The sequence below is a fragment of the Gilliamella sp. CG13 genome (assembly GCF_046635805.1).
Taxonomy (GTDB): domain Bacteria; phylum Pseudomonadota; class Gammaproteobacteria; order Enterobacterales; family Orbaceae; genus Gilliamella; species Gilliamella apicola_I.
The window spans coordinates 1-3,294 of record NZ_JBIDFM010000016.1; the positions used below are offsets into that span (position 1 = coordinate 1).

The 3,294-nt window shown below is 49.6% G+C and carries 2 rRNA genes; both read right to left on the reverse strand.

Annotation, left to right across the window (positions count from 1 at the left end):
- A 5S ribosomal RNA gene (gene rrf / locus ACGH6R_RS11070) occupies nucleotides 1–84 on the reverse strand; the annotation flags it as partial.
- A 149-nt stretch (nucleotides 85–233) separates the two neighbouring features.
- A 23S ribosomal RNA gene (locus tag ACGH6R_RS11075) occupies nucleotides 234–3,133 on the reverse strand.
- Nucleotides 3,134–3,294: the final 161 nt, after the last annotated feature.

A 3,294-nucleotide genomic window follows, 5' to 3' on the forward strand; every position in this document is an offset into this window, starting at 1 on the left:
ACCCACACTACCATCGGCACTACGGCGTTTCACTTCTGAGTTCGGCATGGGGTCAGGTGGGACCACCGCGCTATTACCGCCAGACATATCCTGTCTTCTCTTTCTCTATTGATGTACATTATCTCATCTTTACATCAATTCCTCAATCCGGAACAAACTGTTTCTACATTCTTTAACCACCTTCCGATGATTTTCTCTTCTCTCTCGCGTATCCCAAAACAACTCCGAGTTGTAAGGTTAAGACTCTCGGTTCATTAGTATCAGTTAGCTCAATGTATCACTACACTTACACACCTGACCTATCTACGTCTTAGTCTCAAACGGACCTTACTGATTCTCATCAGGGAAAACTCATCTCGAGGCTAGTTTCGTACTTAGATGCTTTCAGCACTTATCTATTCCGCACGTAGCTACCGGGCAATGCAATTGGCATCACAACCCGTACACCAGCGGTGCGTTCACTTCGGTCCTCTCGTACTAGAAGCAAACCCTCTCAATTTTCCTACGCCCATGGCAGATAGGGACCGAACTGTCTCACGACGTTCTAAACCCAGCTCGCGTACCACTTTAAACGGCGAACAGCCGTACCCTTGGGACCTACTTCAGCCCCAGGATGTGATGAGCCGACATCGAGGTGCCAAACACCGCCGTCGATATGAACTCTTGGGCGGTATCAGCCTGTTATCCCCGGAGTACCTTTTATCCGTTGAGCGATGGCCCTTCCATTCAGAACCACCGGATCACTATGACCTACTTTCGTACCTGCTCGAGCCGTCACTCTCGCAGTCAAGCTAGCTTTTGCCATTGCACTAACCTCCTGATGTCCGACCAGGATTAGCTAACCTTCGTGCTCCTCCGTTACTCTTTGGGAGGAGACCGCCCCAGTCAAACTACCCACCAGACAGTGTCCCTTACCTCGATTCAGAAGTATAGGTTAGAACATCAAACATTAAAGGGTGGTATTTCAAGGATGACTCCATGCATACTGGCGTACACACTTCTTAGTCTCCCACCTATCCTACACATTAAGGCTCAATGTTCACTGTCAAGCTATAGTAAAGGTTCACGGGGTCTTTCCGTCTTGCCACGGGTACACCGCATCTTCACGGCGATTTCAATTTCACTGAGTCTCGGGTGGAGACAGCCTGGCCATCATTACGCCATTCGTGCAGGTCGGAACTTACCCGACAAGGAATTTCGCTACCTTAGGACCGTTATAGTTACGGCCGCCGTTTACTGGGGCTTCGATCAAGAGCTTCTGCTTACGCATAACCCCATCAATTAACCTTCCAGCACCGGGCAGGCGTCACACCGTATACGTCCACTTTCGTGTTTGCACAGTGCTGTGTTTTTATTAAACAGTTGCAGCCAGCTGGTATCTTCGACTGATTTCACCTCCATCCGCGCGGGACTTCAATTACCATCAGCGTGCCTTCTCCCGAAGTTACGGCACCATTTTGCCTAGTTCCTTCACCCGAGTTCTCTCAAGCGCCTGAGTATTCTCTACCTGACCACCTGTGTCGGTTTCGGGTACGATTAACTATAACCTGAAGCTTAGAGGATTTTCCTGGAAGCAGGGCATCAATTACTTCACTACCTTAGTAGCTCGTCATCACGCCTCAGGGTCTCAGTGACCGGATTTGCCTAATCACACCCCTACACGCTTAACCCACCATCCAATAGGTGGTAAACCTAGCCTTCTTCGTCCCCCCATCGCAGTTATAGCCAGTACGGGAATATTAACCCGTTTCCCATCAGATACGCCCTTCGGCCTCTCCTTAGGGGTCGACTCACCCTGCCCCGATTAACGTTGGACAGGAACCCTTGGTCTTCCGGCGAGCGGGCTTTTCACCCGCTTTATCGTTACTTATGTCAGCATTCGCACTTCTGATACCTCCAGCATGCCTCACAACACACCTTCTACGGCTTACAGAACGCTCCCCTACCCAATACACTTGCGTGCACTGCCGCAGCTTCGGTGCATAGTTTTAGCCCCGTTACATCTTCCGCGCAGGCCGACTCGACTAGTGAGCTATTACGCTTTCTTTAAATGATGGCTGCTTCTAAGCCAACATCCTAGCTGTCTAAGCCTTCCCACTTCGTTTCCCACTTAACTATGACTTGGGGACCTTAGCTGGCGGTCTGGGTTGTTTCCCTCTTCACGACGAACGTTAGCACCCGCCGTGTGTCTCCCATGATTAAACTTGTCAGTATTCGGAGTTTGCATCGGGTTGGTAAGCCGGGATGGCCCCCTAGCCGAAACAGTGCTCTACCCCCAACAGTTATACATGAGGCGCTACCTAAATAGCTTTCGGGGAGAACCAGCTATCTCCCGGTTTGATTGGCCTTTCACCCCCAGCCACAGGTCATCCGCTAATTTTTCAACATTAGTCGGTTCGGTCCTCCAGTTAGTGTTAACCAACCTTCAACCTGCCCATGGCTAGATCACCGGGTTTCGGGTCTATACCCTGCAACTTAACGCACAGTTAATACTCGGTTTCCCTTCGGCTCCCCTATTCGGTTAACCTTGCTACAGAATATAAGTCGCTGACCCATTATACAAAAGGTACGCAGTCACACATGCCCAACGACACATGCTCCCACTGATTGTACGTACACGGTTTCAGGGTCTATTTCACTCCCCTCCCGGGGTTCTTTTCGCCTTTCCCTCACGGTACTGGTTCACTATCGGTCAATCAGGAGTATTTAGCCTTGGAGGATGGTCCCCCCATCTTCAGACAGGATATCACGTGTCCCGCCCTACTCTTCAAGCTTCCACATAATCCATCTTCGTGTACGGGACTTTCACCCTCTATCGTGCGACTTTCCAGACGCTTCCACTGATACATTATGCTACCCGCTTTGGGCTCCTCCCCTTTCGCTCGCCGCTACTAGGGGAATCTCGGTTGATTTCTTTTCCTCGGGGTACTTAGATGTTTCAGTTCTCCCGGTTCGCCTCATCTGACTATGTATTCATCAGATGATAGTGCAGTCACCTGCACTGGGTTTCCCCATTCGGACATCGACGGCTATAACGCCTTTTATCAGCTCACCGTCGCTTTTCGCAGATTAACACGTCCTTCTTCGCCTCTGATTGCCTAGGCATCCACCGTGTACGCTTAATTTCTTAACCTTACAACTCACAGTTGTCTTGGTTTCTATTACGCTTTTTTCTCTTTCCTACTTCACAACACCCATACTTTCGTATCAATGCCTTCCGTAAAAACGAGAACTCGTTTCTTTCAGCTTGTTCCTAATTGTTAAAGAGCTTTATCTTTCTATTTACTCATATGC